This window comes from Clostridium sp. AM28-20LB (assembly GCF_003480665.1).
In the GTDB taxonomy this organism is placed as follows: domain Bacteria; phylum Bacillota; class Clostridia; order Lachnospirales; family Lachnospiraceae; genus Otoolea; species Otoolea fessa.
Map to the genome: position 1 here is coordinate 18,845 of NZ_QUJN01000005.1, position 26,632 is coordinate 45,476.

The 26,632-nt window shown below is 47.9% G+C and carries 23 protein-coding genes and 1 pseudogene; 20 read left to right on the plus strand and 4 right to left on the minus strand.

Going from position 1 to position 26,632, the window contains the following annotated elements:
* Positions 1-52: 52 nt before the first annotated feature.
* Entirely contained in the window at positions 53-517 is a 465-nt protein-coding gene (locus tag DW739_RS10660) for a low molecular weight protein-tyrosine-phosphatase (RefSeq protein ID WP_118743048.1), read from the plus strand.
* A gap of 45 nt (positions 518-562) precedes the next feature.
* Positions 563-787, plus strand: a pseudogene (locus DW739_RS10665) (SAM-dependent methyltransferase); the annotation flags it as partial.
* Here the strand turns inward: DW739_RS10665 and DW739_RS10670 are convergent.
* Positions 784-1,050: a phosphopantetheine-binding protein gene (locus DW739_RS10670; protein ID WP_107001355.1), complete on the minus strand. Its 267-nt coding sequence runs from the start codon at positions 1,048-1,050 to the stop codon at positions 784-786. The pseudogene DW739_RS10665 and the gene DW739_RS10670 sit on opposite strands and share 4 nt — an antisense overlap.
* A gap of 716 nt (positions 1,051-1,766) precedes the next feature.
* Between DW739_RS10670 and DW739_RS10675 the strand changes: the two genes are divergently transcribed.
* From DW739_RS10675 to DW739_RS10700, 6 genes are all read left to right on the plus strand, one after another.
* Complete coding sequence (locus DW739_RS10675; RefSeq protein ID WP_118743093.1) at positions 1,767-2,936, plus strand: iron-containing alcohol dehydrogenase; 1,170 nt, start codon at positions 1,767-1,769, stop codon at positions 2,934-2,936.
* A 17-nt stretch (positions 2,937-2,953) separates the two neighbouring features.
* Positions 2,954-3,151, plus strand: a complete 198-nt coding sequence (locus DW739_RS10680) for a tautomerase family protein (protein ID WP_118629350.1) — start codon at positions 2,954-2,956, stop codon at positions 3,149-3,151.
* A gap of 487 nt (positions 3,152-3,638) precedes the next feature.
* The gene (locus DW739_RS10685; RefSeq protein ID WP_022358591.1) at positions 3,639-3,998 is read left to right on the plus strand and encodes a metalloregulator ArsR/SmtB family transcription factor; all 360 of its coding nucleotides are present in this window, start codon (positions 3,639-3,641) and stop codon (positions 3,996-3,998) included.
* A gap of 128 nt (positions 3,999-4,126) precedes the next feature.
* Positions 4,127-4,345, plus strand: a complete 219-nt coding sequence (locus DW739_RS10690) for a cation transporter (protein ID WP_022358590.1) — start codon at positions 4,127-4,129, stop codon at positions 4,343-4,345.
* Between the two features lie 168 nt (positions 4,346-4,513).
* On the plus strand, positions 4,514-6,517 hold the full coding sequence (locus DW739_RS10695; protein ID WP_118743049.1) for a heavy metal translocating P-type ATPase: 2,004 nt from the start codon (positions 4,514-4,516) through the stop codon (positions 6,515-6,517).
* Positions 6,518-6,805: 288 nt separating this feature from the next.
* Positions 6,806-8,485, plus strand: coding sequence for a DUF5722 domain-containing protein (locus tag DW739_RS10700; RefSeq protein WP_118652093.1), 1,680 nt, complete (start codon positions 6,806-6,808; stop codon positions 8,483-8,485).
* Between the two features lie 219 nt (positions 8,486-8,704).
* Here the strand turns inward: DW739_RS10700 and DW739_RS10705 are convergent, their stop codons facing one another.
* On the minus strand, positions 8,705-10,048 hold the full coding sequence (locus DW739_RS10705) for a butyryl-CoA:acetate CoA-transferase (RefSeq protein ID WP_118472575.1): 1,344 nt from the start codon (positions 10,046-10,048) through the stop codon (positions 8,705-8,707).
* 505 nt (positions 10,049-10,553) lie between these two features.
* Between DW739_RS10705 and DW739_RS10710 the strand changes: the two genes are divergently transcribed.
* The 7 genes from DW739_RS10710 to DW739_RS10740 all read left to right on the plus strand — a co-directional run bounded on the left by DW739_RS10710 (position 10,554) and on the right by DW739_RS10740 (position 18,652).
* The gene (locus DW739_RS10710) at positions 10,554-11,735 is read left to right on the plus strand and encodes an acetyl-CoA C-acetyltransferase (protein ID WP_107001360.1); all 1,182 of its coding nucleotides are present in this window, start codon (positions 10,554-10,556) and stop codon (positions 11,733-11,735) included.
* A gap of 101 nt (positions 11,736-11,836) precedes the next feature.
* Positions 11,837-12,613 (plus strand): enoyl-CoA hydratase-related protein, encoded by a 777-nt coding sequence (locus DW739_RS10715; protein ID WP_022358585.1) that lies wholly within the window; start codon positions 11,837-11,839, stop codon positions 12,611-12,613.
* A 40-nt stretch (positions 12,614-12,653) separates the two neighbouring features.
* The gene (locus tag DW739_RS10720; RefSeq protein WP_118638306.1) at positions 12,654-13,490 is read left to right on the plus strand and encodes a 3-hydroxyacyl-CoA dehydrogenase NAD-binding domain-containing protein; all 837 of its coding nucleotides are present in this window, start codon (positions 12,654-12,656) and stop codon (positions 13,488-13,490) included.
* Positions 13,491-13,620: 130 nt separating this feature from the next.
* Positions 13,621-14,772 (plus strand): acyl-CoA dehydrogenase, encoded by a 1,152-nt coding sequence (locus DW739_RS10725; RefSeq protein ID WP_107001362.1) that lies wholly within the window; start codon positions 13,621-13,623, stop codon positions 14,770-14,772.
* A 71-nt stretch (positions 14,773-14,843) separates the two neighbouring features.
* The gene (locus DW739_RS10730) at positions 14,844-15,635 is read left to right on the plus strand and encodes an electron transfer flavoprotein subunit beta/FixA family protein (RefSeq protein WP_118629344.1); all 792 of its coding nucleotides are present in this window, start codon (positions 14,844-14,846) and stop codon (positions 15,633-15,635) included.
* A 29-nt stretch (positions 15,636-15,664) separates the two neighbouring features.
* Complete coding sequence (locus tag DW739_RS10735) at positions 15,665-16,720, plus strand: electron transfer flavoprotein subunit alpha/FixB family protein (protein ID WP_117796101.1); 1,056 nt, start codon at positions 15,665-15,667, stop codon at positions 16,718-16,720.
* Between the two features lie 507 nt (positions 16,721-17,227).
* Positions 17,228-18,652, plus strand: a complete 1,425-nt coding sequence (locus DW739_RS10740; RefSeq protein WP_118743050.1) for an MBOAT family protein — start codon at positions 17,228-17,230, stop codon at positions 18,650-18,652.
* Here the strand turns inward: DW739_RS10740 and DW739_RS10745 are convergent.
* Positions 18,649-19,380, minus strand: coding sequence for an SDR family oxidoreductase (locus DW739_RS10745; protein ID WP_118743051.1), 732 nt, complete (start codon positions 19,378-19,380; stop codon positions 18,649-18,651). The genes DW739_RS10740 and DW739_RS10745 overlap by 4 nt on opposite strands.
* 316 nt (positions 19,381-19,696) lie before the next feature.
* Here DW739_RS10745 and trxB point away from each other — a divergent pair, with 316 nt between their 5' ends.
* The 4 genes from trxB (at position 19,697) to DW739_RS10765 (ending at position 25,066) form a co-directional block, all read left to right on the plus strand.
* On the plus strand, positions 19,697-20,614 hold the full coding sequence (gene trxB / locus DW739_RS10750; RefSeq protein ID WP_107001366.1) for a thioredoxin-disulfide reductase: 918 nt from the start codon (positions 19,697-19,699) through the stop codon (positions 20,612-20,614).
* 211 nt (positions 20,615-20,825) lie between these two features.
* On the plus strand, positions 20,826-22,373 hold the full coding sequence (locus DW739_RS10755) for an SH3 domain-containing C40 family peptidase (protein WP_107001367.1): 1,548 nt from the start codon (positions 20,826-20,828) through the stop codon (positions 22,371-22,373).
* Positions 22,374-22,628: 255 nt separating this feature from the next.
* Entirely contained in the window at positions 22,629-23,273 is a 645-nt protein-coding gene (locus DW739_RS10760; RefSeq protein WP_118743052.1) for a cyclodeaminase/cyclohydrolase family protein, read from the plus strand.
* A gap of 125 nt (positions 23,274-23,398) precedes the next feature.
* Positions 23,399-25,066 carry a formate--tetrahydrofolate ligase gene (locus tag DW739_RS10765; protein ID WP_118743053.1) on the plus strand — a complete coding sequence of 556 codons (1,668 nt, stop codon included), beginning with the start codon at positions 23,399-23,401 and terminating at the stop codon, positions 25,064-25,066.
* Positions 25,067-25,247: 181 nt separating this feature from the next.
* On the opposite strand, the gene raiA is transcribed toward DW739_RS10765, so the two are convergent.
* Positions 25,248-25,775 (minus strand): ribosome-associated translation inhibitor RaiA, encoded by a 528-nt coding sequence (raiA, locus tag DW739_RS10770; RefSeq protein ID WP_022360630.1) that lies wholly within the window; start codon positions 25,773-25,775, stop codon positions 25,248-25,250.
* A gap of 372 nt (positions 25,776-26,147) precedes the next feature.
* On the opposite strand from raiA, the gene DW739_RS10775 reads away from it, so the two are divergent.
* The gene (locus DW739_RS10775) at positions 26,148-26,531 is read left to right on the plus strand and encodes a hypothetical protein (protein WP_118743054.1); all 384 of its coding nucleotides are present in this window, start codon (positions 26,148-26,150) and stop codon (positions 26,529-26,531) included.
* Positions 26,532-26,632: the final 101 nt, after the last annotated feature.

Sequence of the window (26,632 nt, forward strand, 5' to 3'; positions counted from 1 at the left end):
AAATTCCTTGCAAAACAGGGCATTCCGGGGCAAATCAAGGAGAAATAAAACTATGATAAAAATACTTTTCATCTGCCACGGCAACATCTGCCGTTCCACCCTAGCCCAAAGTGTCTTCACCCATAAAGTCGCATCCCAAGGGCTTTCCGCCCACTTCCTTATCGACAGCGCCGCCACAAGCACCGAAGAAATCGGCAATCCACCGCACCGGGGGACGGTGAATAAGCTGAGGAAGGTTGGAATTCCTCTGGTGCCGCACCGGGCGCGGCAGGTGACGTGGGCGGATTATGAGAAATTTGATTATATCATAGGTATGGACAGTGCCAATATCCGAAATTTAAACCGGATGCTGAAAGGCGATCCGGAGGGGAAAATATACAAATTCCTCACATTTGCAGGTTCAGACCGTGACATCGCGGATCCGTGGTATACGGGTGATTTTGACGCGACGTATGAAGATGTTCTGGAGGGCTGTGTGGGTTTTCAGGCATATCTGAAAGAACAGGGACAGATATAACCAAAAGTTTGATGAGTATCCATTTCAGGTTAAGATGGAAGGAACGGACTGTTTCTGTTGCAATTTATCAGTGTGCTGGAGGAACATCCGGGCGATTCGTGGATTAAAAAATATATTTTCCCGGGCGTAATGGTTCTAAGTCTCTGGGAAATGATTTCTTGTGGTTCAGCAGATGGATTTTATATCCTGGATGTGGAAAACCTGCGTCTGCACCAGATTTTATTTACAAAAGGAATTAATAATGACTTGCCGATGACACGCTGGTATTAATAAGTGGAGTGCTTTTTTATTTCCAGCTGAATCCGTTCGCAGAGATCCTTGACCGTGACAAGCTCGATAAAATCCGTTTCCGGAATATCGATCTCGAAGCAGTCTTCGATTTCTGTGATAAAGTATACGATCAAAAATGAATCCAGCCCCAGATCGTCGATCAGGCGGTCAGCCGATGTCAGCGGGCGGGTGATTTCTACGTATTCTGATAGAATGTCTTTTATTTCAACCAGGATTTCTTCCTGCGTCAGTTCGTGTTTCATGAGAAGTTCCTCCTAATATATGTGATTCATGCAGCTATTTTTATTGTAAATTTAATATAGAATCTGTGTTTGTGAGATGATTCTATCTGTGTGTTTATTTTATCATGAAACTGCCCGCTTGAGTAGATATATCCCTTAAAATAGGAGGAGCCGACAGGAACGGACTCCTGTCGGCGTAGGTATGAAAAAGTATATTATGAAAGGTCTTTTGCCTTTACGCGTATTACTATATCGAAAAAATGTGATAAAAGTATGTTCGGAATGTGAAGAAATCATAAATTTCGGAAAATATTTTGGAAGTGGATGGGGGAATAAAAATGACACGCAGATATAAGTTTGTGCAATTTTATTCATAAAAATGAAAATATATGCGTGAAATTTCTGAAAAAGATAGAATGTAAAAAGGTAATATGATATAATGAGCGCAAGTGAGCCAGAGAGCTGCTTGCAGATTTATGGCGAACGGCGAATGGCGATCACGATAGCTGCGTCAGCAGCGGTAAGCATCGAAGATGCGAATCGTGATATAATATGAACACTTACAGAGAACTTGTCAAATCTAGTGTGAGTTATAGCTGAACATTTGATGAATCTGAGATAAAGGAGAAAAATAATCAAAATAAAGATTCAAAAAAACATATCTACGAAGAAGAAGGCAGAACATCAGGCGGATGCAAAAGCATTTGCCGGAACGGGTTCAGAAAGGACAGGGAACGATGCGGGCGTTTACATTTGAAAATGCGACAAAGATTTATTTTGGCGGAGGCTGTGTGAAGGAGCACCTGCTGGAGGCGGTGAAGCCGTATGGGGAAACGGTGATGCTGGCGTATGGCGGCGGCTCGATCAAGATGAATGGCATTTATCAGGAAGTGATGGATGTCTTAAAGCTGGCTGGAAAACAGGTGATAGAATTTTCTGGCATCATGCCGAACCCGACTTACAGCAAGGTGATGGAAGGGAAAAAAGTCGTACAGGAAAATCAAGTGGATCTGATCCTGGCCGTGGGCGGCGGTTCAGTCATGGACTGCAGCAAGGCGATCTCAATGGCGGCTGCGACGGACAAGGACGTCTGGGAGGAATACTGGATCAAAAAGGGCGAGATTGATTTTGAGCCGGTTCCGGTGGGCGTGATTGTGACCGTGGTCGGCACTGGAAGCGAGGTCAACGGCGAGGGTGTAATCACCCATGAGGAACAGAAAATTAAGACGAGCCGGAATTATCCGCGCTGCAATCCGGTGTTTGCGATGATGGACCCGAAATATACCTACACGGTTTCTCCACTCCAGACGGCAGCGGGCGGTTTTGATATGCTCAGCCATGTGATGGAGACATATTTCAGTGCACCGGATGAGGATAATCTTTCGGATGCGATCTCGGAGGCGTTGATGCGGAGTATTATTGAGAACCTGCCGGTGGCGATCCGGGAACCGGAAAATTATGAGGCGCGCAGCAACCTGATGTGGGCGTCCACGATGGCGGAGATTGGCATTATCAAATTAGGAAAACAGTGTGATTTTGAGGCGCATATGATTGAACATCAGATGGGGGCTTACACGGACTGCAACCACGGCATGGGACTTGGCGTGATCCATCCGGCGTATTATCGTCGAATTTGCCGGGACGGCATCAAGAAATTTGTGAAATTTGCCGTAAATGTCTGGGGAATGTCACCAGATGGCGGCGATGAGGAAGAACTGGCATTTGGAGGAATTGACGCATTGCAGGCGTTTATTCATGAGATTGGTTTGCCGGGGACGCTGCGGGAACTGGGAATCACAGATCAGAGCCTGCTGAAAACGATTGCTGATTCATGTATCCGCAATGACGGCGGGTATCGGCAGCTGACGCACGCGGAAATCTTGGATATTTTGGAAGAGTGCTATTAGTACAAAGGAGGAAAATCATGCCACACATTGCAATATCTATGTACCCGGGACGGAGCCGGGAAGAGAAGGCAGCGCTGGCTGAGAAGGTCAGAACGCTGGTATCAGAAGAATTAAAGAAGGATCCGAAGGTTGTGACGGTATCGGTTCATGATGTACCGGCTGAGAAATGGCAGGAACATTTGGATACGATTCCGGGCGAGGAGAGATTCTATTAGAAGTCTAAGTCGGGGTTGCAGAAAGAGGCAAAAGATCATCAGACGATGGATAATATAGCTCAAGCAGTGTCGAAAAAATAAACTGCAAAAGATATATAATAATGAATAAAAAAGAACGGACTGTTCATAAATAGACAAAAAAGCATAGGATGTAGAGAATAGATATTTGAACTGTGCCGGTTTACAGAGTATCATCTGTAAACCGGGCAGAAAGAAGCACATTTACGCGCATTACTTAGTGGATTTTGTCTGTATGAACAGTCTTTTTTGCAGCATTTTATAATTGAGAAAATATTTCATTTACTCCTTTTAAATTCCCACAAATATTTCTTGACATTTCCCAGTTACATTCATATAATGAACATATGAACAATGATTCATATAAATAAAAATATTTCAAAGAAATCTTGATAAAATCCTGCAAACTGCTTTCACGAAAGAAGCAATGAAGCAGGGCAGAAACGCGTAGCATGAAGGGAGAAATCGGATGGCAATTCATGATGTAGAGTGCTGTGAGGAGTGTGCTGTTCACGATGAGGTTGTGCAGTCGGTCCGGGGAATGCTGCCGGATGACGATGATTTGTATGATCTGGCGGAGCTGTTTAAGGTATTTGGTGATTCGACGCGGATCCGGATTTTGTTTGTGCTGTTTGAGTCGGAGATGTGTGTCTGCGACATTGCACAGCTGCTTAATATGACGCAGTCGGCGATTTCGCATCAGCTTCGGATTCTCAAGCAGTCGCAGCTTGTCAAGAGCCGCCGGGACGGAAAGTCGGTGTTCTATTCGCTGGCAGACGACCATGTTTACCGGATTATCAACCAGGGCTTTGAGCATATTAAAGAATAGCAAGTTCCTTGAATGATGATAATGGATTGAATGAATGTGAAAGCGGTGCTATCTGTAAAGAAAAAAATTGCAGGTCTCGGAAAGCAAACATTAAAAATTTATAACTCAATAAAAAGAGGAGGATTATCATGAAGAAGAAATTTAAATTAACTGATCTGGATTGTGCAAACTGTGCAGCAAAGATGGAGGATGCGATCAAGAAGCTGGATGGAGTTAATGATGCGAGTGTCAGCTTTATGATGCAGAAAATGACGATCGATGCGGATGACGCACGTTTCGACGAGATCATGAAAGAGGTTGTAGAAGTGTGCAAGAAGGTGGAACCGGACTGCATTATTAATATGTAAAATTGGAAAAGGCATAATCGGATCAAAAGCTGCTTTTTAAAAGAATAAAATCAGATTGTGTAATGCACAGAAGGGCAAAGTAAAAAGATATAGGCAAATGAGCTGTGCCGGCACATTTTCCTATATCTTTTTTTCTGGGAATGTGTTTCCAGAATGAAGGGAGGCTTTATGAATCAGAAGCAGAAAACGATGCTGAAGCGGATCGTCGCGGCGGCAATCGTATATATCGCGGCGGCAGCAGCGAAAAAAATGAATGTATTTGCCGGAATGCCGCAGCCGTGGACAGAGTTAGTCGTATTTTTAATTCCGTATCTGATTATTGGATGGGATATTGTATACAAGGCGTTCCGGGGGATTAAAAATGGTCAGGTATTTGATGAGAATTTCCTCATGACAGTAGCGACGTTCGGAGCGTTCGGTGTGGGCGAGTTTTCTGAGGCGGTTGCGGTTATGCTGTTCTATCAGGTTGGCGAGCTGTTTCAGAGTTATGCGGTCAACCGTTCGCGCCAGTCGATCAGCGATCTCATGAATATCTGCCCGGAATATGCCAATATTGAAAAAGATGGACAGATAGAGCAGGTCGATCCGGATGATGTGGAAGTGGATGACATCATCGTGGTACAGCCGGGAGAGCGGATTCCGCTGGATGGCGTGGTGGTAGAGGGTGAATCGATGATCGATACCTCGGCGCTGACTGGTGAATCGGTACCGCGCGGTGCGGCAGCCGGGGATGAAATCATCAGCGGATGTGTCAATGGCAGCGGGCTTCTGCGGGTGCGCGTGACGAAAGAATTTGATGATTCGACGGTGGCACGGATTCTGGAGCTGGTGGAGAATGCCAGCAGCAAGAAGGCGAAGGTGGAGAACTTTATCACTCGGTTTGCCAGATATTATACGCCGGTGGTCGTGATCGCGGCGGTTGCTTTGGCATTTGTGCCGCCGATTGTGCTGGGCGGAGAATTTGGCGAGTGGATTCAGCGAGCTTGTATTTTCCTGGTAATTTCCTGCCCGTGTGCGCTGGTGATTTCGGTTCCGCTTAGCTTCTTTGGCGGCATTGGTGCTGCATCCCGCATCGGTGTGTTAGTCAAGGGAAGCAATTATCTGGAGGCAGTTTCGGAGCTGGATACGGTTGTATTTGATAAGACAGGCACCCTGACGAAGGGCGAGTTTAAAGTGACGGAGCTGCATCCGGCGGGAATCAGTGAGGATGAGCTTCTGGAGCTGGCGGCGTATGCCGAGAATTATTCGACGCATCCGATCGCGGAATCGATACGGGAGGCGTATCGTGAGAGAAAAGGCAGTTTGGCAGAAGCAGAAACTCAAAAGGCGAATGCGGGAACAGCAGAAATCGTTCTGGATGCTGACAATGACACAATAAAAGAGGTGCAGTCCAAAGAGGGTGTGCAGGGAGTGGTACGCAAACCCCTGATCGACTTAACCCGCATTGGTGAAACCAACGAGATTTCCGGTCATGGTATCGAGACAACGATTGACGGTCACAAAGTTCTGGCGGGTAATGGACGCCTGATGAAGAGTAAAAATATACCGTATCAGGAATGCGACGGCATCGGCACTGTGATTTATCTGGCAAAGGACGGAAAATTTGCCGGAAGTATCCTGATTGCCGATACGATCAAGCCGGAGACGGAGGATGCGATCCGTGGACTGAAGGTGGCTGGAATCCGCCGTACTGTTATGCTGACGGGCGACCGGAAAGCGGTCGGCGAGGCGGTGGCTGCGAAGGTTGGCATCGATCAGGCGTACACGGAGCTGCTTCCGGCGGATAAGGTGCAGAAGGTCGAGGAGATGCTGGCGGAGATGACCGGAAAGCGGAAGCTGGCATTTGTCGGCGACGGCATCAACGATGCACCGGTTCTCTCCCGCGCAGATGTCGGTATTGCAATGGGAAGCATGGGAAGTGACGCGGCGATCGAGGCGGCGGACATTGTCCTGATGGATGATAACCCGGCGAAGATTGCAGGTGTGGTTAAAATCGGACGCAAGACAATGGCAATTGCGCACCAGAATATCGTGTTTGCTCTGGCGGTTAAGGCGGTTGTGCTTCTGATGGGCGCGGCTGGAGTGGCGAATATGTGGGAAGCCGTGTTTGCGGACGTCGGTGTTTCCGTCATTGCAATTTTAAATGCGATGAGGGCATTAAGAACTAAATAATCGGTAATATCAAAAAGCTATGGTAGAAGGAATACTTGATGGTTCCGGAAACTGTAGCTTTTTAAACTTGCGTTTTTAAGGGATTTATATATATAAAACCAATATTTGCAAGTGGTAAAAGAATAGGAATAAGAAAGAAATCAAGGCTTGGAAAAGATAAAATGCTGGGAATCATACAGAATTTCCAAAATAGTTGTAATAATCCTTAATAAAATAGTAATTGAATCTGACGGAAGAATGAAGTATGATCAAATACCATAGGATATTAGACGGAAAGGAAGGAACAGGATGAAAAAATGGATGAAAACGGCGCTTGTCCTGGCTGCAGCGGTCTGCCTGAGTGTGGCGGCTGCGTTCACAGCACTGGCGGCGCAGACGTTTCAGATAACCGCTTCGATCGGCTCCTGTCTGATTGGTTCGGGGCAGAATACAGTGGATATTTCACTTTCAAGCAACGGTGATACAACGGGGACGGACGGAAAGATTTATCTGTTTGAATTGCGGCCGTATGAGTCGGAGATTGGAAGTCGGACTGATTATGTCAGCAGCGTAGGCGCAGGGGAGACGAGGACCGTCTCGATTCCTTTAAACAAGGGAACTGCCCAGGACCGCCTTTACAGCCGGTTTGTTCCGGCAGTGTTTGACGGAACTGCATTTACGGCAGTTGGCGCGGCACATTATATCACAAATCCGGAGGTGGTTGCATCCAATCAGGATGCGTTTAAGACGCCGCTGACGAAAAAGGGCTTGAATATCCAGTTAAATATGCTCAACGATGCATTTACACTGGGCGTCAAACATGTGGCGGTCAATATCGCATTTTCCCAGTTTTTAGGAAGTGGCATTGATTATGAGTACGATGGAAAAACGTATCATTTTAATAAGTCGGTGGTTGAAAATTATGACAAGGTGATCAGTACATATATCGGAAAAGATATATCTGTGACGGCGATCGTTTTAAATGACTGGAATGACGCGCACCCGGAACTGGTTCATGCGGGAACTGCGAAATCTTCGAGCGCCAATTATTATATGTTTAACACGAAGACACAGGAAGGATTTGAGACAACGCGTGCGATCTTCGCGTTTTTGGCGGATCGTTACAGCGGCAAGAATCATAATTCAAATTATGCGAAGATTTCCAACTGGATTCTGGGCAATGAGATCAACAACCAGATTTGGAACTACATGGGACCGGCAGATTTGAATACATATGTATCCACGTATCAGCAGGCATTCCGCACGTTCTACACGGCGATCAAGAGCACAAGTGCGAATGACCGGGTTTATTTTTCACTTGATTTCTGGTGGGGAGCTCCGTATGAGAACCTGAACGATCAGGTGCATTATACGGGCAAAGGCATTGTTGATACGTTTAACGCCCTGGCAGTAACGGAAGGTCAGATGGACTGGGGCATTGCCTACCATCCGTATCCGTACCCGATGACGGAACCGGAATTCTGGGATGATCCGGCAACGGGGCTGGTAACCGAGAGTGCAGATTCACCGATTGTCAACTTTGCAAACCTGCATGTACTGACCGATTATCTGAATCAGGATTCGATGAAGACAGCATCCGGCGAGGTGCGCCATGTCATTCTGACGGAGGAAGGATTTACTGCACAGAGTCTGACGCGCGGCGATGTGTCGGATATCCAGGCGGCGGCATTTGCATATTCTTACTATATCGTAGACAGCAACCCGTATATCGACGCGTACATTCTGAGTCGTCAGGTCGATGCGCCGTCAGAGGTAAGGGCAGGCTTAAGCTTCGGTCTGTGGTCCTGTGATATGAATCAGGGCAATGAGATTGTAGCGGTAAAGGATCGAAAGCTCTGGAGAGTTTTCCACGACATTGATCAGAAGAGATACACGCTGGAAACTTCGAATTTTGCAAAATCAATCATTGGAATTAATAAGTGGTCGGATGTGATTCCGAACTTCCGGTGGAAGTCTCTGGAACAGTAGCGGATGGTAGACACAGACTTGTAGAACAAAAACTATAAGAAAAAAGTATAAATAAAAAAGTGCCTTTCTTCTCGAAGAAAATTTCTTGAGAGGAAAAGCACTTTTTTTAGAAAATAAACGTATCTGATGTATCGGAGAACCGGGAGTCTCAGATACCATAGATGGTTTGCTGGATTTTGTCTCCGAATCCTGCCGATTTTATCAGATCTTGAGTTCTTATCAGATCTTATTGCTCTGTCTCCAGATATGCATCTTCTCAGCTTCCTTGATCAGCTGATCGCGGAACTGCGGATGTGCAACGGAGATGATAGCCTCGCATTTCTGCCAGGTTGCAAGACCCTTTAAGTTTACTTTACCGTACTCGGTTACCAGGTAGTGCAGGTTTGCACGTGTATCGGTTACGATGGAACCCTGATTTAAGGTCGGGAGAATACGGGACTGCAGCTCGCCAGCCTTGTTCTTGAAGGTGGAGGAGCAGCAGATGAAGCTCTTTCCGCCCTTGGACAGGTAAGCGCCCAGAACGAAGTCAAGCTGTCCGCCTGCACCGCTGATGTGCTTGATTCCTGCGGACTCTGCATTTACCTGACCGAAGAGGTCGAGGTCAACCGCGTTGTTGATGGACATGAAGTTGTCCAGGGCTGCGATGGTGCGGACGTCGTTGGTGTAATCAACCGGAGCACTCATGCAGGCCGGGTTGTTGTTTAAGTAGTCATACAGTTTCTTGGTACCAGCGCCGAATGCGTATACCTGACGGCCTTTGTCCAGTGCTTTGTGAGCGCCTGTGATCTTGCCGGCTGCGGCAATATCAACGAATGCGTCAACGTACATCTCGGTGTGAACACCCAGATCCTTTAAGTCAGATTTCGCAATCAGGGAACCAACTGCGTTCGGCATACCGCCGATACCTAACTGTAAGCAGGCACCATCCGGGATCTCGTCTACGATCAGTTTTGCAACTGCTTCATCGACATCAGTCGCTGCTGCGCCGCCTCCCATCTCTGCGATGGTCGGGTTGCTGCCCTCTACGATCATGTCTACGTTGGAGATATGAACGCCGTTCTCAAATCCGCCGAGGCAGACCGGCATATTTTCATTGACCTCTACGATGACAACCTTGGAAGTCTCGCAGCAGGCTGCCATATGGGAAGCATTTGGTCCGAAGTTGAAATAACCGTGCTCGTCCATCGGAGCGACCTGGAATACAGCTACATCCGGTTTGGTTGCGGACTCACGATAGTATCTCGGAAGCTCGGAATAACGGATCGGAGCATAGAAGCTGAATCCCTGTGCGATTGCCTTTCTCTCGATACCGCTCATGTGCCAGGAGTTCCAGGTCATATGAGCTGCCGGGTTTTCGATCTTGAAGATCTCCGGTACCCACATCAGGATACCGCCGCGGAAGTTTACATTCTCCAGTTCCGGAAGACGTTTTGCGATAGCAGCATCGACTGCTACCGGAGTGCCGGTGGTCCAGCCATAGTCAACCCAGTCGCCAGATTTAACGACGGAAGCAGCTTTTTCAGCGGAAACCAGCTTTTCTGCATACAGTTTCTTGTAATCCATACTTATTCACCTTGTCCTTTTTAATAATATGAAGAAGTCCGTACAAATGCGTGATTCGGACATCCCCCGTTGTTTATCAGTGTATCATCTCCACTACCCCTTGTCAACGAAAGAGGCGGAGGACAAAATAGGGGAAAATGACGACATATTCATATTTATGAATTACAGATATAAGTGTATGTAAATGGAAGAGAAATGAGTTTGTCTATTAATTCACAAACAAAATACCATGTTGGTTATAATGCCAGAGAAGATCACTTTTATTGAGAAAACGGAAGAAAAAAATTGTGCATTCCGCCTAAAGGCGATCAAAACGATGTAGAAATAAGTGGATTGTACGCGGAAAAATGAGAATCTTAAATCTTTATAAATCCATTGATAATTATTTGACAGGAGCCGCGTGGGGTGTTAAGATACAAATACACTATCATATTTATCACTATTTTACTATTTACTGCAGTTGTGTTATTTACGTGGTGGATCATTTTCAAGGAGGATTTTTTCAATGTCTAAGAAAGTCGTAATTGCAAGTGCATGCCGTACCGCAGTAGGTTCTATGGGTGGCCAGCTCAGTACTGTTCCAGCAGCTGAGATGGGTGCCGTAGTTATCAAGGAGGCTCTGAAGAGAGCAGGCGTTGCTCCGGAGCAGGTTGATCACGTATACATGGGATGTGTTATCCAGGCTGGCCTTGGTCAGAACGTAGCACGTCAGATGTCTCTGAAAGCTGGTCTTCCGGTAGAAGTTCCGGCAGTTACCCTGAACGTGGTTTGCGGTTCTGGTCTGAATGCTGTAAACGCAGCAGCAGATATGATCCTTGCAGGCGATGCTGACATCGTAGTAGCTGGTGGTGCAGAGAATATGTCCGCAGCTCCGTATGCTCTGATGAAGGCTCGTTACGGATACCGTATGAACAATGCGACCATGATCGACACCATGGTAAATGACGCTCTGTGGGATGCATTCAACGATTACCACATGGGTATCACCGCTGAGAACATCTGCGATCAGTGGGGTATCACAAGAGAAGAACTCGATGAGTTTGCAGCAGCTAGCCAGCAGAAGGCTTGCGCAGCTATCGAGGCTGGACGTTTCAAAGACGAGATCGTTCCGATCGAAGTTAAGAAGAAAAAAGAGACTGTTATCGTAGATACCGATGAGGGTCCGCGTCCGGGTTCCACTGTAGAGGTTCTTGGCAAGCTTCGTCCGGCATTCAAGAAAGACGGACGTGTAACAGCTGGTAACGCTTCCTCCATCAACGATGGTGCAGCAGCTGTAGTTGTTATGAGCGAAGAGAAAGCAAAAGAACTGGGTATCAAACCGATGGCTACATGGGTAGCAGGCGCTCTGGGCGGTGTAGATCCGAGCATCATGGGTATTGGACCGGTTGCAGCTACCAAGAAAGTTCTGAAGAAGACAGGCTGGAAGGTAGAAGACTTCGACCTGATCGAGGCAAACGAGGCATTCGCAGCTCAGTCTATCGCTGTAGCTCGTGACCTTGGCTTCAACAAAGACATCCTGAACGTAAACGGCGGTGCAATCGCTATCGGACATCCGGTAGGAGCATCTGGCTGCCGTATCCTGACAACTCTGTTATACGAGATGCAGAAACGTGACGCTAAGAAGGGTCTGGCTACTCTGTGTATCGGTGGCGGCATGGGCTGCGCAACGATCGTTGAGAGAGACTAATTTCTGACGCAGAACCGGAGTCGTCGGGGCTTATCCCCGGCGCTCCGGCTGTTTCTGGTTTTACGTATTTCAATTCAAGAGCTTTTTAGGAGGAACTGGAAGTGGGATTTGTAGACTATGAGGTAGACGGACACGTCGCAGTCATAACTATTAATCGTCCGAAGGCACTGAACGCGTTAAACGAGGATGTGCTGAAGGATATTGAAGCTGCATTTGATGCAGTAGACCTTTCCGAAATTCGTGCAATTATCCTGACCGGCGCAGGAGAGAAATCTTTCGTAGCCGGTGCTGACATCGCTGCTATGAGCGTGATGACCAAGGAGCAGGGCGAGCACTTCGGTAAATTCGGCAACGATATTTTCCGCAAGATCGAAACCTTCCCGGTTCCGGTTATCGCGGCAGTAAACGGTTTCGCACTCGGCGGCGGCAACGAGCTTGCCATGAGCTGTGATATCCGTATCTGCTCGGACAATGCATTATTCGGACAGCCTGAAGTAGGTCTTGGTATTACACCAGGCTTCGGCGGTACACAGAGACTCGCACGTCTCATCGGACCGGGCAAGGCAAAAGAGATGGTATTTGCGTCCCGCAACATCAAAGCGGACGAGGCATACCGTGTTGGACTTGTAAATGCTGTTTATACACAGGAAGAGCTGATGCCGGCTGCGAAGAAGCTGGCAGGCGCTATCGCAAAGATGGCTCCGATCGCTGTCAGAAACAGCAAGAAGGCGATGAACGACGGACTTCAGACTGATATGGATCAGGCTATCGTGATCGAGGAAAAACTGTTTGGCGGATGCTTCGAGACAGAAGATCAGAAGAACGGTATGCAGGCATTCCTTGAGAAACGGAAAGTGGAGCAGTTTAACAATAGATAGTTAGTTAAATTATAGTTGTATAATTTCAGGAGGATTTGTCATGAAAGTTGGTATTATTGGTGCAGGAACCATGGGTTCCGGAATCGCTCAGGCATTTGCCCAGGTAGATGGATATGAAGTATGCCTGTGTGATATTAACGAAGAGTTTGCTTCCAACGGCAAACTGAAAATTACCAAGAACTTTGAGAAGAGAGTAGCAAAAGGAAAGATGGCAAAAGAGGATGCAGACAAGATCCTTGCCAGAATCCATACCGGCGTTAAGACTATCTGCAGCGACTGCGATCTCGTAGTTGAGGCAGCAATCGAGAACATGGAGATCAAAAAACAGACCTTCAAAGAGCTGGGCGCTATCTGCAAGGCAGACTGCGTATTTGCTACCAATACATCTTCTCTGTCCATTACAGAGATCGGTGCAGGTCTTGACCGCCCGGTTATCGGTATGCACTTCTTCAACCCGGCTCCGGTTATGAAGCTGGTTGAGGTTATCGCAGGCTTAAACACTCCGGCAGAGATTGTTGACAAAGTTAAGAAGATCTCTGAAGAGATCGGCAAGATCCCGGTACAGGTAGAAGAGGGCGCTGGTTTCGTAGTAAACCGTATCCTCATCCCGATGATCAACGAAGCTATCGGTATCTACGCTGAGGGCGAGGCTTCTGTAGAGGGTATCGATACCGCTATGAAGCTGGGTGCTAACCATCCGATGGGACCGCTTGAACTGGGCGACCTGGTAGGTCTGGACGTTGTTCTGGCTATCATGGAAGTACTTCAGTCTGAGACTGGTGACCCGAAGTACCGTCCGCAGCCGCTTCTTAGAAAGATGGTTCGCGGCGGCAAGCTTGGCCGTAAGTCTGGCGAAGGCTTCTACAAGTACAACTAATATGTACATAAGTCTGGCTTCTTGACCAGATGAAAACATAATAGAGTACCAGATTTTTAAGAACCGCAACGGGGCGGCGCTTAAAGCCGCCTCTTAAGCGTATATAAGAAAATGATGGAGGAATAGACACATGGATTTTACATTAAGTAAAGAGCATGAAATGGCGAGAAAGTTATTCCATGACTTCGCCGAGAACGAAGTAAAACCTTTGGCACAGGAAGTTGACGAGACAGAGCACTTCCCGGAGGAAACCGTTAAAAAGATGCAGAAGCTTGGCTTCATGGGCATCCCGGTTCCGAAGGAGTATGGCGGACAGGGCTGTGATCCGTTAACATACGCTATGTGCGTTGAGGAGCTTTCCAAAGTTTGTGGTACTACCGGCGTTATCGTATCTGCACACACATCTCTGTGCTGCGATCCGATCCAGACTTTCGGTACTGAAGAGCAGAAACAGAAATACCTGGTTCCGCTTGCTAAGGGCGAGAAGCTTGGTGCTTTCGGTCTTACTGAGCCGGGTGCTGGTACAGATGCTCAGGGTCAGCAGACCAAGGCTGTATTAGACGGCGACGAGTGGGTATTAAACGGCTCCAAAGTTTTCATTACCAATGGTAAAGAGGCTGACATTTACGTTATCATCGCTGTAACAGGCGTTGTTGAAGTAAAGGGCAGAAAGAAAAAAGAGATCTCTGCATTTATCGTAGAGAAAGGAACTCCGGGCTTTACCTTCGGTACCAAAGAGAAGAAGATGGGTATCCGTGGATCTGCTACATACGAGCTGATCTTCACAGATTGCCGTATCCCGAAAGAGAACCTGCTTGGCCAGAAGGGCAAAGGTTTCCACATCGCTATGCATACCCTGGATGGCGGACGTATCGGTATCGCTTCCCAGGCACTTGGTCTTGCAGAGGGCGCTCTTGAGAGAACTGTTGATTACGTAAAAGAGAGAAAACAGTTTGGTCGTGCTATCGGTCAGTTCCAGAACACTCAGTTCCAGCTGGCAGATATGGCTACCAAAGTTAAAGCAGCTCAGCTCCTTGTTTACAGAGCAGCCGTTGCTAAGAAGACACAGAAAACCTATTCTGTAGAAGCAGCTATGGCTAAACTGTATGCAGCAGAGGTTGCTATGGAAGTTACAACCAAGGCTGTACAGCTTCACGGTGGTTACGGCTACACGAGAGAGTACGATGTAGAGCGTATGATGCGTGATGCTAAGATCACTGAGATCTACGAGGGTACATCTGAGGTTCAGAGAATGGTTATCTCCGCTGATCTGTTAAAATAATTCAGTCTGCAGAGAAATCAGAACAATCTCAGTCCTAGAGAAAAAAGAAAAAAATAAGGAGTGAAAATACCGTGAAAATTGTAGTTTGTGTAAAACAGGTTCCGGATACCAAAGGCGGAGTTAAATTTAACCCGGATGGTACTCTTGACAGAAGCGCAATGCTGGCAATCATGAACCCAGATGATAAAGCAGGTCTGGAGGCAGCGCTTCGCTTAAAAGATCAGTATGGTGCAGAAGTTACCGTAGTTACTATGGGTCTTCCGAAGGCTGAAGAGGTTCTTCGCGAGGCTATGGCTATGGGCGCAGACAATGGTGTTCTTGTAACTGACCGTGTACTCGGTGGTGCAGATACCTGGGCTACTTCCCAGACAATCGCAGGTGCACTTCGCAACCTTGATTATGACTTAATCATCACTGGCCGTCAGGCTATCGATGGCGATACCGCTCAGGTAGGTCCGCAGATCTCCGAGCATCTTGGACTTCCGGTAATCAGCTACGCTCAGAACATCCGTGAAGTAAACGAAGCTGAGAAATACATCGTAGTTGAGCGTCAGTATGATGATAGATATCACGTAGTAAAAGCACAGCTTCCGTGTCTTTTAACCGCTCTTGCAGAGTTAAACGAGCCGCGTTACATGACTCCGGGCGGAATCTTCGATGCATACGCAAAAGAGATCACCGTTTGGGGCAGAAAAGATCTGAAAGAGGTTGAGGATTCCAACCTCGGTCTGAAGGGTTCACCGACACAGATCGCAAAAGCTTCCGATAAGGTAAGAAAGGGTGCTGGCGAGAAGGTAGAACTGGATCCGGCAGCTTCCGCAGATTATATCGTTGGCAAACTGGCAGAGAAACACATTATCTAATTATTTTATAGAAAAGAGTGGTGAATAAGATGAACAACTTAGAAGCATATAAGGGCGTATTTGTCTTTGCACAGCAGGTGGATAATGTTATCAGCAATATCGCTTTTGAGCTGATTGGCAAAGGTAAAGAATTAGCAAAAGATTTAGGAGTAGAGGTAACCGCTGTTTTAGTTGGTTCTGACGTTAAGGGTCTTGCAGATCAGTTAGCAGAGTACGGTGCAGACAAGGTTATCGTTGTAGACGATCCGGAGTTAAAAGAGTACCGTACAGAGCCGTACACACATGCAATCGCATCTGTTATTGAAGAGTTCAAACCGGAAATCTTCCTGATCGGTGCTACTGCAATCGGTCGTGACCTTGGTCCGCGTGTTTGCGCTAGAATCCATACAGGTCTGACTGCAGACTGTACAAAACTTGATATCGGTGATTTCCCGATGAATCCGGTTCCGGGTAGAGAGACAAAGCACAATCAGCTGCTTATGACTCGTCCGGCATTCGGCGGCAACACCATCGCTACCATCGCTTGCCCGGATTTCCGTCCGCAGATGGCAACCGTTCGTCCGGGTGTTATGCAGAAGGCTCCGAAGGAAGCTGGCAAAAAAGCTGTTGTTACTGAGTTCAATCCGGGATTCACAAAGAACAACAAATATGTTGATATTCTGGAAGTTGTTAAGGCTGTATCCAACACCGTTGATATCATGGATGCTAAGATCCTTGTATCCGGCGGTCGTGGCGTAGGAAGCCCGGAGAACTTCAAGATTCTGGATGATCTGGCAGAGGCTATCGGCGGTACCGTAAGCTGCTCTCGTGCAGTTGTAGATGCTGGCTGGAAGCCGAAGGATCTTCAGGTAGGTCAGACAGGTAAGACTGTTCGCCCGAACGTATACTTTGCAATCGGTATCTCCGGTGCTATTCAGCATCTGGCAGGTATGGAAGAGTCTGACATCATCGTTGCTATCAACAAAGATGAGTCTGCTCCGATCTTCGATGTTGCTGACTACGGCGTAGTAGGTGACTTAAACAAGATCGTTCCGATGCTGACTGAGAAGATCAAAGAAGCTAAAGCAGCAGCTAAGAACAACTAATTAAAAGCAGGAAGAGATATCTTCTTACAATAAATAAGCAGTAGAGTTTTGTATATTTTTCTCTGATAAATATATGAGACAGCGCCGGCTGGACGGATTTACTCCACCCAGTACTCCGCAGTCCCGTGCCAGCGAGTAAAGAGAACCCTGTTTCCGAGGTGATGAACCTGGGAGGCAGGGTTTTTTTGTTTCATAGGAAATTGCGTCCTATGAAACAAAAAACGCTCCGCGAGGATGCGCCAAGGCACATTCTTTATTCTGGTCAAAAACACTTGACAGATTAAGGTGGATTGCCCGTATAATAGAGTATCTGGAATATAGATATGATTTATCTGCTATATAAGAAAATACAGGTTACTGTTCACGGGTAGGCACTTTTGGAACCGAAAGTGCCGTAAGAAAACGTGGTGGCGGCAGGAAGTTGCCGTATTTAAATGCGAAACCACGGCAAATTCTGTTACTGGGCACGTATGCGTGAACAGTAACAAATACAGGATGGTATGATTTATGTTATTTAGTTCCCTTGTGTTCCTATGGTATTTTTTGCCAGCGGTATTTTTTCTTTATTTTATAACGAAAAATCTGCATATCCGCAATAGCGTCCTTCTGACTGCCAGCCTCTTTTTTTATGCGTGGGGCGAGCCGAAGTATGTGATTCTGATGCTTGTTTCGATCGGGCTGAATTATTTCTTTGGATTGTGGATTGGGAGGATGCAGAGTAAACACAGAATGCGCCTTGCTGTTACAACCTGCGTGTTTTTAAACCTCCTTCTTCTGGGCTATTTCAAATATTTTAACTTCGCAGTCGAGATTGCAAATTCTCTGTTAAGCCGCTTTGCGGGCGGCGCACATACACTTTCTTTCCGCGAGATTGCTCTTCCGGTCGGAATATCCTTCTACACGTTTCAGGCGCTTTCCTACGTGGTGGATGTGTACCGGGGGACGATTCAGGCGCAGAAAAATATCTTTCATCTGGCGCTCTATATTTCCTTCTTTCCGCAGCTCATCGCGGGACCGATCGTCAAGTATCACGATGTCTGCGAACAGATTGGGAACCGGCAGTGTACGGCGGAGGGGATGGCGTATGGAATCAAGCGCTTTTCCTACGGACTGGCGAAAAAAATGTTGTTTGCTAATACCTTTGCGGCGACGGTGGACTGGATGATGGAGAAACCGCTGGCACAGCTGGGAACGGTCAATGCGTGGATGTTGGCGGTTTTGTACACACTTCAGATTTATTTTGATTTTTCGGGATATTCGGATATGGCGATCGGATTGGGAAAAATGTTTGGATTTGATTTTATGGAGAACTTCAATTATCCGTATATCTCTACCTCGATCCGCGAGTTCTGGAGACGCTGGCATATTTCACTCTCGACCTGGTTTAGGGAATATCTTTATATCCCGCTGGGCGGCAACCGGAAAGGGCAGGTGCGGACGTATGTTAATCTGCTGATTGTCTTTTTTGCGACCGGGCTCTGGCATGGCGCTGGGGCAACCTTTATCATCTGGGGATTGTACCATGGGCTGTTTCTGGTGGTGGAACGCATGGGACTTGGGAAGCTATTGGAGAAGAACTGCTTCCGGGGACTGAATCACATCTATACGGCGTTGGTTGTAGTGGTTGGCTGGGTGTTCTTCCGCGCCGATACGCTGGCGGATGCGAAAGTGATCCTGCATCAGATGTTTACCTGGGAGAACGGCATCTATCCGGCATCGCTGTTCGTGAATCGGAAGGTAATTTTTCTTGCGGTGCTGGGCGTGCTGCTTTCGGGCATCGCGCAGAGTATATGCCCGAAGCTGCGGGAGCATTTGTATGAGAAAGAAGTGACAAAGACAGTGGATATTGTGATTATGGCTGTGCTGCTGTTTTTGTGTACCATGTATCTCGTCAGCAGCACGTATAATCCGTTTATTTATTTCAGGTTTTAGATCCAGCCGCCGTCCAGTTGAATTATCTGTCCCGTTAAATAGGAGTCCTCGCTCCCCAGCTGGTATGCCAGTTTTCCGACTTCCTCGGCACGCCCCATACGTCCTGCTGGAATTTCTTCCAGCAGGGCATTCCGTTCTTCTTCATCGAGAAACTGGTTCATTTCGGTGTCAATAGCGCCGCAGGCGATCGCGTTGACCTGGATGCTGTTCGGCGCAAGTTCCTTCGCGAGGGCGCGCGTCATGGCGTTGATGCCGCCTTTGGTGGCAGAATAGGCGACTTCGCAGGAAGCGCCGCAGACGCCCCAGACGGAGGAAATATTGAGAATGCGTCCCGATTTGCGTGACACCATCATCGGAACGGCGAGGCGGCAGCAGTTGAAGACGGAGGTCAGGTTGGTATTGAGAATGTGGTTCCACTCGTCCGGCGTCATATCCTGGAACAGACCGATGTAGGAAATCCCTGCATTGTTGACGAGGACATCCAGGGAACCGAAGCGCTCCCGGATCGCGTCAAACAGGCGGGAACAGCTCTCAAAATCGCCCGCATCGCCCATCCAGGCAAGGCAGGAAACGCCCAGCGCTTCGATTTCGCGCTGGGTCTTTTTTAATTCTTCTTCCCGCCTCAGGCAGGTAATCACGACATCCCAGCCGTTCTTAGCGTAGGTTAATGCAATCGCTTTCCCGATTCCGCGGGAAGCGCCGGTTACGAGGATAGTTTTATGATTCATGGCAGTAAACTCCTTATATGCGAATGTTTTTGAGAATTGCGGGAGCACGCAGTGCAGAGCAATTCGGTATCAGAGGGGTCAAAAGCTTTTGACCCCAACATCATATTTGATTGAATTATAGCATGTATTTAAAATTCATGAAATAGTTTCATTTTTCCGCCTGTCATAAAATCGTAAGAAATTTTCATCCATTTTTTGCTCTTCTGAGTGTTTTACAGCATTGTATGAAAGTGCCAAAATGTGTTATACTAAAACCAAATGGATCTGACACAGCGATAGAGCGGATCAATTACCGAACAGATTCGGAAGAAAGGAACTGTATACCATGTATGATATAATAATCATTGGTTCCGGACCAGCTGGCTTGAGTGCGGCGATTTATGCACAGCGGGCGTGTCTGGACACGATTGTGATAGAGAAGAATGGAATCAGCGGCGGACAGGTGCTGAATACCTGGGAGGTGGACAATTATCCGGGATTTCCGGGTGTGACCGGCTTTGAGCTTTCCAGACAGTTCCGGGAGCATGCAAACAAGCTGGGAGCAAGAGTTGTACAGGATGAGGTCGTGCAGGTCGAGCTTTCAGGAAATGTGAAGAAAGTAGTCTGCGAGGAAGAGACGTATGAGGCACGCTGTGTGATTCTGGCATCCGGAGCACATCACAGGACGTTGGAGGTGCCGGGAGAAGAGGAACTTCGCGGGGCAGGCGTTTCATACTGCGCGACCTGCGACGGGGCATTTTTCCGGGGAAGGACGGTTGCCGTTGTGGGCGGCGGCGACGCGGCGCTGGAAGATGCAATTTTTCTTGCACGGATGTGTGAAAAAGTATATATCGTCCACCGCAGAGACAAGCTTCGCGGGGCAAAACGGCTGCAGGAGCGCTTACAGGCGCTTGAAAATATTGAATTTGTCTGGAACAGCGAGACGGTTGCGATTGAAGGGAACGCTCAGGTGGAGGCGTTGCGGCTGAGACAGACCAAAACCGGAGAAGAGAGGCGGCTGGACGTGGATGGTGTCTTTATTGCGGTCGGAATCGCACCGGAGAGTGAGCTGTATGCGGGTCAGTTAGAGCTTGATGAGCAGGGCTACATCCGGGCGGATGAGAGCGGTCAGACGAGCGTTCCGGGCGTATTTGCAGCCGGAGATGTCCGGACCAAGGCGCTGCGCCAGATTCTGACAGCGGCATCGGACGGTGCAAACTGCGTGGCATCTGCAGAGCGATATCTTCAGGCATAACTCATTTTTAACATAGAAGAAAACAGAGTAACTGTTTAGTAGGTCTGCGCATTTACTGCGCTGACCGTACGAAAACATGGGTCAGCAGGCAAAAATCCCATTGCCGTAGTCAATTTTTAATGGATTTTTGCGCGTGACTGTGAAGGTACTGAACAGTTACAGTTTGAGATAAAACGACGGAACAGAACGGACAGAAGAGTAGGAGGTCCTTATGAGAAAAACGCTGAAATTTCTGATAGCATCAGGAGCGTGCCTTGTGATGGCAGGGACGGGACAGATGAGCGCCCAGGCGGCGATGAATCTGGAGACGGATGCCCCGGTCGCTGGTGCGTCAGTGGCGATCAATAATTACTATGCGAGCAGCTTGAACCCGGAAAAAGAGCTGGCGGAGGCATTTGCTTCTAAAGAAGTTCTGGCAGTGGCGGGAGCCGGTCAGACGGGAGTGGCAGGCGGCGCGCAGACAGCCAAATCGGCACAGGTGCCAGCAGAGACGAAAGCCCAGCCAAAGGAGACAACTGGCGAGACTGAGGCGGTTGTCCGCGCGATGTCCAAGTCGATCTACGATAATATCGCGATTTCCCGTGTGACCAATTATGTCAATGTTCGCGCACAGGCGAGCACAGGCAGCGAGGTAGTTGGAAAGATTTACAATAACTGTGCGGCGACAATTCTGGACACGGTGGACGGCGAGGGCGGCAAATGGTACCATATCCAGTCGGGTTCCGTGACCGGTTATATTAAAGCACAGTATTTTGTGACCGGTGAGGAAGCGTCCAAGATTGCCAGGGAGGTCGGCACAACCTACGCAAAGGTTACAAATACCTCTACGCTTCGCCTGAGAGAGACGCCGAGCTTAGAGGGCAAGACGCTGGATCTTCTTTCTGCCGATGCAGAGTATGAGGTGATCGGAGAAGAGGGCGATTTTGCCAAGATTTCCGTCGATAATGATCTGGTCGGATATGTGTATAAAGATTATATTACGACGCAGGTAGACTTTAAGCAGGCAGTTTCCGTAGCTGAGGAACAGCAGCAGAAAGCTGAAGAAGAAAAACTGAAACAGGAAGCGAATGCGGCGATCGAGAACCTGGAACAGGTAAAGAAGAAAGCCGAGGAAGAGTCGAGGGCAGCGGAAACCACGGCAGCGGCGAAGGAAACCACGGCAGCTGCCAAAGAGACGACCAAAGCACCGGAGACTTCCTACAGCGGAACAATAGAGGCGAATCCGAGCGAAAGCAAGGCAGCTGGGACGACAGCGGCAGCCAAGGAGACGACAAAGGCAGTTGAGACGAAAGCGCCGACTACCGTGGCAGCGACGAAAGCGACCACTGCAAGCGGCGTTGGACCGGGCGGCGGACCGGGCACAGGCGGTACGTCCTCTTCTGGAAATGAAGTAACAAATGCTACCCGTTCTGCGGTTGTGGCATACGCAAAGCAGTTCCTTGGAAATCCGTATGTATACGGCGGAACCAGTCTGACAAACGGTGCGGACTGTTCCGGATTTACAATGAGTGTATTTGCACATTTCGGTATTTCAACCGGACGAAGCTCGAGAGATCAGGCGGCAAAGGGCAAGGAGGTTGCGGTCAGCGCAGTACAGCCGGGCGATCTGCTTTTTTATGCGAGCGGCAATTATATCAATCACGTAGCACTTTACATAGGCAATGGACAGGTTATCCACGCAAGTACGGCAAAGAGCGGCATCAAGATTTCGCCGTCCAACTACCGAACACCGTGTAAGGCAGTTTCATTCTTAAATTAGTAAACGCAGATAAAGGAGTATATCGGTTCTTACGGAACGATTTCATATCCGTAGGGCGCGGTGGGAATACCGCAAAATTACGTTGCCAGCGGGGCAGAAGATTTCTGATCGGTGAGACAAGCAATTTTGCGGTATTTTTTCATTTTCATAGGAAAATGTGTGCACTCGCGCGAAGAAGAATTATGTCGCAGGCGACCGCGCGAGGCGCGAGAATGTGCCAAGGCACATTCTTTTTCATAAAAAAGGAGAAAAATCATGGCAGAATTAAGAGAACTTTCCGTAAACCAGTTCGTAGAAGAAACTGCTTCGAAGGCGTCCGTACCGGGCGGCGGAAGCGTGTCGGCGCTGGTGGGGGCGCTGGGTGCGGCATTGATGGAAATGGTGGCAAATCTGACGATCGGAAAGGAAACATATGCCGGGGTGCAGGAGGAAATGCAGGCGCTGGCAGCTGAGGGCGCTGCGCTGCATGAGGAGCTGCTGTCAGGGATCAAAAAGGACAGCGAATCGTTCAATGGATATATGAGAGCGCTGAAACTTCCGAAGGAGACGGAGGAGGAGAAAAAAATCCGCACTGCCGCCCTGCAGCAGGGGTTAAAAGAGGCGACCGAAGCGCCGCTTGCGATTGCGGAGTCAGCGGCAAAGATTTTTCCGATGGCGGAAGCGGTCGTAAAGAGGGGCAATAAAGGTGCCGTTTCCGACGGTCTGATTGCGGCGATGTTAGCCCGGACAGCGGTTGTGGGTGCGCTCTTTAATGTGAAGATCAATCTGGCATCGATCAAGGACGAAAGTTATGTATCAGAACTTGAGAAAAGAGTAGAAAAACTGGAATCGGATGCAATTTTTTGTGAAAAATCAATTTTGTGTCTTTCCAAATTGTCAGACACAGTATATAATAGATAACATTCACAGCCTTTCCGGGAAATTCACAGGGGGGATCTTCTTTACAGAAGATAAAGCAGATAACATTCACTGTGTGAAAACTTCCGGAACAGGCAAAACCGCAAAAACAGGGAGGTACAGGAGCAATGATGACAGATATTGAGATTGCACAGGCAGCGAATCCACTGAAAATCGGTGAGATTGCAGAGGCAGCAGGCGTAGACGAGAAGTATCTGGAGCAGTATGGAAATTATAAGGCAAAGGTTGACTACAATCTTCTGAAAGAGACCGAGGGCAAGGATGGAAAACTGATTCTGGTGACCGCGATCAACCCGACTCCAGCCGGAGAAGGAAAGACCACGACCACGGTCGGTCTGGCAGACGGATTGAAACGTCTTGGCAAAAAGGTAACCGTAGCGCTTCGTGAGCCGTCGTTGGGACCGGTCTTTGGTGTCAAAGGTGGTGCAGCTGGCGGCGGATATGCACAGGTCATTCCAATGGAGGATATCAACCTCCATTTTACCGGTGATTTCCACGCGATCGGCGCAGCAAACAACCTGCTGGCAGCGATGCTGGACAATCATATCTATCAGGGCAATGCACTCCGCATCGATCCGAAGCGTATTACCTGGAAGCGTGTTGTCGATATGAATGACCGTCAGCTCCGCAACATCGTAGATGGTCTGGGACGCCGCGTGGATGGCGTGACCCGTGAGGACGGATATGACATCACGGTTGCCAGCGAGATCATGGCAGTTCTGTGCCTGGCACGCAATATTACGGATCTGAAAGAACGCCTTTCCAAGATTATCGTAGGTTATACCTATGACGAGGAACCGGTCACTGCCGGTGATCTGAAAGCAGCGGGCGCGATGACGGCTCTTTTAAAGGATGCCCTGAAACCCAATCTGGTACAGACCTTAGAGCATACACCGGCATTTATCCACGGCGGTCCGTTCGCGAACATCGCGCATGGATGTAACTCCGTCATTGCGACAAAGATGGCATTAAAGCTGGGTGATTACACGATCACAGAGGCTGGCTTCGGCGCTGACCTGGGTGCGGAGAAATTCCTGGATATCAAGTGCCGGATGGCAGAGCTGAAACCGTCGGCGGTCGTTGTAGTAGCGACAGTACGTGCCCTGAAGCATCACGGCGGCGTGGCGAAGGCTGACTTAAACGCAGAGAATCTGGAAGCACTGGAGAAGGGACTTCCGAACCTGATGCAGCATGTAGAAAATATTACCAAGGTATATGGACTTCCGTGTGTCGTAGCGATCAACCGCTTCCCAATGGATACCGAGGCAGAATTAAAGCTGATCGAGGACAAGTGCCATGAGGTCGGTGTCAATGTAGCTCTGTCCGAGGTATGGGCGAAAGGCGGAGAAGGCGGCGAGGAGCTGGCAAAAGAAGTCATCCGCCTGTGCGAGACTGAGAGCGAGTTCCACTACTGCTACGAGACCGATACAACCATCGAGGAGAAACTGGATGCGATCGTGAAGAAGATCTACCACGGCGACGGCGTTGTACTCACGGATGCAGCAAAGAAGCAGGCAAAACGCCTGACTGAGCTTGGATTTGGTAACTATCCGATCTGTATGGCGAAGACGCAGTACAGCTTTTCGGACAATGCGAAGCTGCTCGGCGCACCGAAGAATTTTACAGTAACTGTCCGCAACCTGAAAGTATCCGCGGGCGCAGGCTTCATCGTAGCGCTGACCGGGGACATCATGACGATGCCAGGACTTCCGAAGGTGCCGGCGGCAGAGAAGATCGATGTCGATGAGAATGGACGGATCACGGGTCTGTTCTAAGAAAAGAAGTAACTGTTCAGTAGGTCTGCACATTTACTGCGCGTGACTGTGAAGGAACTGAACAGTTACGAAAAGAAATAGAATATGAATGGAACTTAACACAACGCAAAAAGGGGAACTGCCACATGGCAGCTCCCCTTTTTGCCAGGAAACTTGTCTACTTATAGTACGAAGCGATGAATTAAAATTCTGGTTCGATCAATCCGTAGGTGTTGCCTTTACGTTTGTAAACAACATTGACCTGCTCGGTCTCGGAATTCAGGAATACATAGAAACTATGTCCTAAGAGTTCCATCTGTACACAAGCCTCTTCCGGATCCATCGGCTTCATAGCGAATTTCTTTACTTTGACGATATCTACTTCGTCGTTGGAATCATATTCTTCGTTTATGAAGAGGTCAGAGAATGCAACGGCTGCCTGTTTCTTGTCTACGATTTTATTCTTATATTTTTTGAGCTGACGCTCGATGATTTCTTCTACCAAATCAATCGATACATACATATCGTTGCTTTCCTGCTCTGCACGGATGATGGTGCCTTTGACAGGGATGGTAACCTCGATCTTCTGACGATCTTTCTCAACTGTAAGTGTGATATTCACTTCAGTGTCCTGATTGAAGTATCGCTCTAACTTTCCGATCTTCTCCTCTACAGCTGCTTTTAACCCCGGGGTAACATTGATATTTCTTCCAGTAATCTTATAACGCATAATCATCGCTCCTTTTTATTGGGATGGCTATAGTATACCACTTTTGGATGTTAAATTCAACCTTTTTCACAAAATTGTCAACACAATTAATTGAAAAACAGGTCGAAATACTGTGTCGTTTGATTTTTCACGAATTGCTGTTGTTTTATAAGGGATTTGCGCGCGGTTTGTGCGGCGGACAATGAAATATGAAAAAAGAGTCTTGCAGGATAGGGCAGAATGGGTGTGTTTTTGCAACAGAAAAAGGTCGAAAAAGCTAGAAAAAACGGGGGTTTGGAGGCAATGCAAGGGTTCTTCATTTGTCAATAGATCTGCTTGTATTTTTGGAAGAAATATGCAAATTTATGAGATCTGAACAAAAAAGAAATCAAAATGCGCCGGGGACAATGGGGGCTTCATGAACAGACGGAAATTGTGGATAATGTGGATAAGTCGGTGCAAAACTCCATTTTCCCTAAAAAAGGGAAAAAACGGGGGTGCAAAACTTATCCACAAAACTGGGGACAAAATGTGGATAATGTGGACAACAAGAAAGTCGAACATATATTTTGTGCAACTTGTCTGGTTTACCATAAAGTTGGCGGGCTGGCAGAAGAAAAAACGTTTTACCTGGATAGGCAGGGAGGCGGCGTTTTACAGCAGGTTCCTTTGTTCGTGTATGGAGGGTCTTGTTTTATGGCTGGGATTTTCCGGGTACGGCAGGTTCGGCTTATCTCAGCCGGGCGCGTGCGCAGCGTAAATGTAAAAAAATCATGAAATCATTGAATAAAATCCCTGTTAGTGTTAGAATAAATAAGATTGTATAACTATACCTATACGATCTTTTCGATCTAAAACATATCATACATTGAGCTATA

Coding starts and splice junctions, on each gene's coding strand:
- DW739_RS10680 (WP_118629350.1), top strand. CDS start 2,954: ATGCCACACATTGCAATATCTATGTACCCGGGACGGAGCCGGGAAGAG.
- DW739_RS10720 (WP_118638306.1), top strand. CDS start 12,654: ATGAAAGTTGGTATTATTGGTGCAGGAACCATGGGTTCCGGAATCGCT.
- DW739_RS10695 (WP_118743049.1), top strand. CDS start 4,514: ATGAATCAGAAGCAGAAAACGATGCTGAAGCGGATCGTCGCGGCGGCA.
- DW739_RS10755 (WP_107001367.1), top strand. CDS start 20,826: ATGAGAAAAACGCTGAAATTTCTGATAGCATCAGGAGCGTGCCTTGTG.
- DW739_RS10675 (WP_118743093.1), top strand. CDS start 1,767: ATGCGGGCGTTTACATTTGAAAATGCGACAAAGATTTATTTTGGCGGA.
- DW739_RS10740 (WP_118743050.1), top strand. CDS start 17,228: ATGTTATTTAGTTCCCTTGTGTTCCTATGGTATTTTTTGCCAGCGGTA.
- DW739_RS10705 (WP_118472575.1), bottom strand. CDS start 10,048: ATGGATTACAAGAAACTGTATGCAGAAAAGCTGGTTTCCGCTGAAAAA.
- DW739_RS10700 (WP_118652093.1), top strand. CDS start 6,806: ATGAAAAAATGGATGAAAACGGCGCTTGTCCTGGCTGCAGCGGTCTGC.
- DW739_RS10775 (WP_118743054.1), top strand. CDS start 26,148: ATGCGCCGGGGACAATGGGGGCTTCATGAACAGACGGAAATTGTGGAT.
- DW739_RS10670 (WP_107001355.1), bottom strand. CDS start 1,050: ATGAAACACGAACTGACGCAGGAAGAAATCCTGGTTGAAATAAAAGAC.
- DW739_RS10660 (WP_118743048.1), top strand. CDS start 53: ATGATAAAAATACTTTTCATCTGCCACGGCAACATCTGCCGTTCCACC.
- DW739_RS10745 (WP_118743051.1), bottom strand. CDS start 19,380: ATGAATCATAAAACTATCCTCGTAACCGGCGCTTCCCGCGGAATCGGG.
- raiA (WP_022360630.1), bottom strand. CDS start 25,775: ATGCGTTATAAGATTACTGGAAGAAATATCAATGTTACCCCGGGGTTA.
- DW739_RS10690 (WP_022358590.1), top strand. CDS start 4,127: ATGAAGAAGAAATTTAAATTAACTGATCTGGATTGTGCAAACTGTGCA.
- DW739_RS10760 (WP_118743052.1), top strand. CDS start 22,629: ATGGCAGAATTAAGAGAACTTTCCGTAAACCAGTTCGTAGAAGAAACT.
- DW739_RS10765 (WP_118743053.1), top strand. CDS start 23,399: ATGATGACAGATATTGAGATTGCACAGGCAGCGAATCCACTGAAAATC.
- DW739_RS10685 (WP_022358591.1), top strand. CDS start 3,639: ATGGCAATTCATGATGTAGAGTGCTGTGAGGAGTGTGCTGTTCACGAT.
- DW739_RS10725 (WP_107001362.1), top strand. CDS start 13,621: ATGGATTTTACATTAAGTAAAGAGCATGAAATGGCGAGAAAGTTATTC.
- DW739_RS10735 (WP_117796101.1), top strand. CDS start 15,665: ATGAACAACTTAGAAGCATATAAGGGCGTATTTGTCTTTGCACAGCAG.
- DW739_RS10710 (WP_107001360.1), top strand. CDS start 10,554: ATGTCTAAGAAAGTCGTAATTGCAAGTGCATGCCGTACCGCAGTAGGT.